Source organism: uncultured Oceanicoccus sp. (genome assembly GCF_963968385.1).
In the GTDB taxonomy this organism is placed as follows: Bacteria; Pseudomonadota; Gammaproteobacteria; order Pseudomonadales; family Dasaniaceae; genus Oceanicoccus.
On the sequence record NZ_CAXAHB010000089.1, the window covers coordinates 1 to 5,818 of the forward strand.

General features: G+C 54.4%; 4 protein-coding genes. All 4 read right to left on the minus strand.

Annotated features, from left to right (window positions below; translation table 11 throughout):
* Positions 1-688: LamG domain-containing protein (locus AACP44_RS08155; RefSeq protein ID WP_339340033.1), on the minus strand; the 688-nt coding region annotated here is incomplete at its 3' end.
* Positions 688-1,206, minus strand: a complete 519-nt coding sequence (locus AACP44_RS08160) for a hypothetical protein (RefSeq protein WP_339340034.1) — start codon at positions 1,204-1,206, stop codon at positions 688-690. The genes AACP44_RS08155 and AACP44_RS08160, both read right to left, overlap by 1 nt.
* Before the next feature lie 164 nt (positions 1,207-1,370).
* Positions 1,371-3,335: a phage tail fiber protein gene (locus AACP44_RS08165; RefSeq protein WP_339340035.1), complete on the minus strand. Its 1,965-nt coding sequence runs from the start codon at positions 3,333-3,335 to the stop codon at positions 1,371-1,373.
* Positions 3,335-5,818: hypothetical protein (locus AACP44_RS08170; RefSeq protein ID WP_339340036.1), on the minus strand; the 2,484-nt coding region annotated here is incomplete at its 5' end. The genes AACP44_RS08165 and AACP44_RS08170, both read right to left, overlap by 1 nt.

The window sequence follows — 5,818 nt, forward strand, 5'->3', positions numbered from 1 at the left end:
CAAAACCCAGCGCCTCGTTCGTTGAACTATCGCTGAAGTTCAGGTGGAAGCCGTTAGTTCCGTATGTTCCGTCAAATTCTTTCGGCACCCAAACGCCGTCGCTGCTGCGCGTTTCACCAAAGTCAGTCGGCGCAAGCGCCTGACCATCGACAAGTTGAACGTCAGCCATGCAGGCATTTATCAAACGCGCAGGTCCAAAACGAGATCCTATATAATGCGCTACCGTATTATTTACGTCAGTCTGACCATTTGTAGTCCAATTATTGGGATGCGTTACCTCTTGTTGAACACCATTTACATATATTTTTGCGATATTATCATTTCCTGTTTGAGTAGTGTCGATAGCGACTACTATGTGATACCACGCGGAAGTGTCCCTAAAACTTGCAACTGTCTTTGTATGTCCAGCGTATGATCCAGGATAAAAATAAATCCTAAGAACGTCGTCTGGCTCAAAAAGTATTTCAGTGTTATCTGAACCTGCTGTAAAAAGAGCCACTCGTTCACCAAGTTTGCTTCTTTTTACCCAAGCACTCCAAGTCCAAGTACGTCGGTTGCCTGCAGAGGTAGGAGTTCTGCTTAGGTGAGCACTATCACCGCTGTTGAACCTCAGCGACTTGGGGATGACGTACTCAGCAGCGCCACCTTGACCGGCGGCACCTGCAAGAACATTGCTAAAGATGGGCATCAGTAGTTACCAGTCCAAACAACCTGAATCTCAGTGGCAGTGCGAATCGTGTAATCCACCCGATCGCACTTGCTTGCAGTTTGCGTAATCGTGGGCGCGGTGCCACCGCTAAACAAGAAGGCAGCAGCCCAACCGCCAACGGCATGAGGGCCACCTGATGCGGGCTGCTTGATAAAGATGCTGCCGCTTTGGCCTGCTGTTGCGTTACTAACAGTTATGCCTGTCACCGCCTCCGACAAGGTCAGGCTGAAATTATTAGAAGCAGCAAAGTCAATGGCAACACTGCCAGACGAACTGGTTAGCGTTGTCAGCTGCCCGCGTTGGCCAGCCGTAAACGTTTGCGCGACGTCGGTCTTAGCTGTGTCTGCGTCAAACCCTTGCAGCACTGAGCCGACCTGGGAGGAAACGTCGATCGCGTTGTTAGAAGCAGATGTCACCCGCCCCTTTGCGTCGACAGTGACCGCTGCCACTTGTGTCGCGCTGCCGTAGGTGCCGGCGCTCACGCCTGACGCTGGCATGTTGTTCAGGTCTTCCCGCAACATCGGCCTGCCGCCTGCGGTTGCGTTGTCGTGGACAACAACAACGTCTTTATCTGTGTCGACAGTGACCTCGCCTTCGGCCCCGGTAAAGCTGCCGTGCTGTGTCGTTGTGCCTCGACGGAGCCTGAGCTGCTTTGCCATGGTTACAGAGTCCCGAAATCAATCGCGAGGTTGGCTCCATCAATAGTACCCATATTGGATACGCTGAATCCACCAGCATTGAGATTGCCACCGAGTACTGGGCTGGTGTCTTGCGAAACCGACGCGAGGCCAGGGGCAATGCCGATGAAGTTGGCTGAGTTGTAATACTTCAGGATGTTGGCTGTGCCGTCATACCAAAGGTCGCCAGGGCTGGGACTGGTAGGCGCAGTGTTTGAGATTTTGTATTCCTGCACATACCGGTTGATGTCGTTCAAGCTGCTGCTGACGTTCGACACCGCCGTGATGTTGTTGGCAACCGTGGTGACGTTGGTGCGGATGTTGTTGACGTTGGTGATGGCGTTGGTTGCCGTCGTGCCGTCTTCAATGTTTGCCAGGTTGCGGATGTCTGTGATGTTGTCTGCGCATGTCTCCAGTGCGCCGCCGCTGTTTGCCGCAGTAGCCGCGTCACCAACAGAGCCCAGGTCGTCAAACGTTGCCAGGTCATTGGCCACCACATTGATGTCAGCCAACGTGGCGTTGTCAGGCGCAACGTTTTGATAGGACGCTCCGTTGTACGCCTTAAGGACATTGGCTGTACGGTCATACAGCAGGTCGCCTTCGACCAGGGCGCTGCCGTCAGCACGCACCGAAGGGTTGCCGTTGCTGATCTGGTACAGATCACTGAAGTTTTGTACGTCAGAAAGGTTGGTTGATACGTTGGCAATAGCGGTGGCATTGGCCGCAACCGTGGTCACCTCTGTGGCCTTTGGCACCAAGCGGTGGAAGTTGTAGGTGTGCAGCGTGCCAGTGGTTTCAACAAGTACGCCAAAGCCAGCGGTCAGAACTGTTGTGCCGCAGTTGTTGATTGTGACGGTGTTGGTGCCAGACCCGTTAGAGATGCTGACGACGCCAGTGTTAGGCGTGCGGGTTGAGCCAATGGTTGAGATGCTGACGACGGTGCCGGGCCCATCGTTGACGTCAGGGTTTGTGGCAGGAAAGCTGGTCTCGTTTGCAATGGGCACAAAGCCGCCAACGTCGTCGACCAGGTCAATAACTCGAGCATCGATAGCCGCAGTCGTTGCGATCTTCGTGTCGCTTGCAGACCATGTGTTGCCGCTAGCAATCGTTTCGCTCGTGTCTTGCCTGAAGTAGCGAGTGTCTGATGCCTGCGTTGAGTAGAAGCTGGTGTCGCTTGGCGTGACAGATGCAACTTCTGAATCCGTAACGACAGTCCCGGCTGTCAGTTTACTTGTATCAATAATCCCTGATGCCAGCTTGGCAGCAGTGATTGCTGCGTCTGGGATCTTGGCAGTTGTAACACTTGCATCTGCAAGCTTGGCAGTTGTTATGTTTGCGTCAGGAATCTTTGCGGTTGTTACGTTGTTGTCCGCAATCTTTGCCGTTGTAATTGCAGAGTCTGCAACCTTGGCAGTAGTTACATTTGCATCAAGTATTTTGGCAGTAGTTACATTTGCATCGGCAATCTTTGCTGTTGTAACTGCAGCGTCAGCAATGTTTGCTGTTTGATTGACACGAGTGTCGACGTAGTTCTTAGTAGCTGCGTCTTGTGCGTTGGTCGGATCGCTGACTTCCGTTAGCCTGCTGTTGCCCAGCGTCGGCAAGCCTGTCGTGGTGCTTAGCGTGACAACCTGTTTCTGAATGTCATCTAGCTCTTGGTCCAGGTACAGCTGCTGTAAGGCGTTGGTGTCTAGGTCAGCAGCCGTCAGCGTGGAGCCGTCGGTGTAGTCAACCAACGGTGCGTTAGCAGGCGTGATCCTGCGCACCTCAACCCTGACGCCAGACCCAGGCGCTGCACTGAGCTGCGCCGTGGTGTCATTGGCAAAGGTGAACGACGTGTCGACAAAGTTGACAAAGACTTTGACGTGTTCCTTCCTGATGTACGGAAAGGCAATGGTGTACTGGCTGGTGCTTCCGTTGCCGGTGAAAACCTGGTAGGCGTAAGGCATTAGTTCAGAGCGTCAACGAAGGTTTGCGGTGTGCTGCCCGTCTCGCGTAATAGATCGAGCGTGCCTTTGTTTCTAATTACAGCATTGTCAGCACGGATCTGCTCTACCTGCCGCAACTCCTCGGCAAGCGCCGGGCTCTCCTCAACAAGCAACGCCTTGGCAGCCGTGACGTACTCCCTAAACAAGCTGCGCATTTCAGCCATTCGCAAGCTTTCAAATTGGCCTGAAGGCCGCGATCTATCAGCAGGGTTGCCGCCGTAACCAAGTGATGCGTACTTCGGGTCTTTTGTGACCAGGTCGCGCATTGCTTTTTCAAGGTACTTGTCCCTGATCTTTACCTCCTTGGTGCCAATGACCACAAGGCGATCAAGCTCTTGCGGAGACAGCACACGGTTTGGCAGCTTGTCGCCAAAAGCAGTGTCGGTCCACCACTGAGCCATCGAGCCTTTGCCATACAACTTGCGGATCTCAATGTCGATTGGATCGTCTGACAGGGTGCGGGTGACAAAAGCACTGGTGGGGCTAAGCAAGTTGAACGCACTGCGCGCCCATGGCTGATCAGCAGGAATCAAGTTTGTGCCAAATGCCTGAGGCATAGGCACTGGATTGCCTGTGATTGGATGACGCTCAGGCGGAAACTCCGCACTTGCTCCAGGTAAACGCATGCGCATTAGCTGCATGGTTTGGGCAGGAATAGCCAGCGGCGCAAACTCTGTGGCTGGGCCTGATGGCAACAACTGCGGGCCAACACGCATGCCAGCAAAGAATGACGGCATAAAGGCGCGCAAGTTTGTAGAGATGTACCGAGTCCAAGCGTTAACCCGGCCCTCCCTGCTGCCTGCCCTGCCATTGTCCATAGCGTTCGAGTACAGATCCATCAAGCGACGGAACGGCTCAAGAACAGTTGAGTTGAATTTGCCTGGGCCTAAAGACCTAGCAACACCAGCAATAGACACAGCAACTTGCGACGCTGCGGTTTCCGCGTCTTCGTAGCTGACGTTCTCAACCAGTTCCTTGTATTCGCCAACAATGCCGATCATCGTGGCCAATCCATCCAACGCACGCACTTGAATCAATGGCGTGTATTGATCAGTAAATGGCACGCGGAAGCGGATGCTGGTTGGCATGTAGCCAGTGAAATCCGCAGTTGGACCAGTCTTGCGTTCACGCCAATCAGCAGGATCAAAGCCAGTGACTTGGATGTACCCGCTGTTTAACAGCTGCGTGATGATGGCAAACGTCATGCTGCCGGTAGCCATTTCGCCTAGCGCCCGATAGCGGGTGAACTTGTCCTCGCTGTGGATGTCGCGCCAAAAGGTATCGACCAGCAGGTTTGCGCCAGGCACCATCCGCATTGCACCCTTCAGCACGTTGACCGGGCCGCGTGGCAAGGCATAGATGATTGAGCCAAGCGGATTCTCCCGCACAAAGTTCGACGCCATTTCTGCTGGTCGCCACAACCGAGTGGCAAGGGGCCGGCCGTCTGGCGACTCCTTCATGTAGGAGTAGGCAAACTTGTCGACGTCGACAGGATCTGTAAGCCCCTGCTCTCTCGCTTTGCGAATCCCCATCTGATATGTCCGGGGTTCGTATGTCGACTTGAGCGGATCAGTGAACGCCACATAATCCATGACGTTTTTGGCGTGCGTGCCAGTGAGCGCGCCACCTTTAACAACTGCGCCGCTAGGCAAGGTGACGTCACGCATCTGCCGACGCAGCAACTTCTCTGTTTCTTTGCTGGCGTGATCCCACACCTCTTTTGAACCAGGGCTGCCAACACCGACGCGAGCAGCGTGGTCAAGCTGTTCGTCCATCAAGCGAGCCCACTCAACTGACGGGCCCACCATGCCGTTGATAAAGCTGTCAATGGCAGTGATGGGGCGACCAACGGTTGCCCGCGCAGCACGAGCTATGTAATGCGTAGCAACAGCAAGAAAGTTTTTGTTGTTGACGTCCATCGACCAATGGCCGTCGTCAATCTCTTGCATCTGCACATCACGCAGTGTGCCCTGCTTCGGCCCAGCGTCACGGAACCTGTCAAAACCTGCGTAGTCGACACCAAGGTTGCCAAACGCTTCGTTGTGCTTGAGCGATGCGCCAGTCAACCGCAAGGCATACATCGTGTTTTGAACGTACTTCATGTAGGTCTTGAGGCTGAGGCTTGAGCCTTGCAATGCGCTTTGCATGCCAGGCATGTCGCCACGCAAGCCACGAGCGGCAGCGTCCATCAACCCACCAGCAGCCATTTGGCCTGGCAACGTAGCGGCCCGATAGGCACTGCCAAACAACATCGTCCACCAGGTGCGTGGGGCAGACAGGATTGACATGACATGCCACTGCTGGATGTTGCGGGCAATGCCAGAACCAGTCGGTGCTTCGCGCATGAACTGGGCCATGCTTGCCGCATACTTCTTGTCGGCCCTTGCTTGGATTGCAACGTCAGCAAGCAGGTCGACGTACTCCTTGGCATCGCCTGTCGGCTT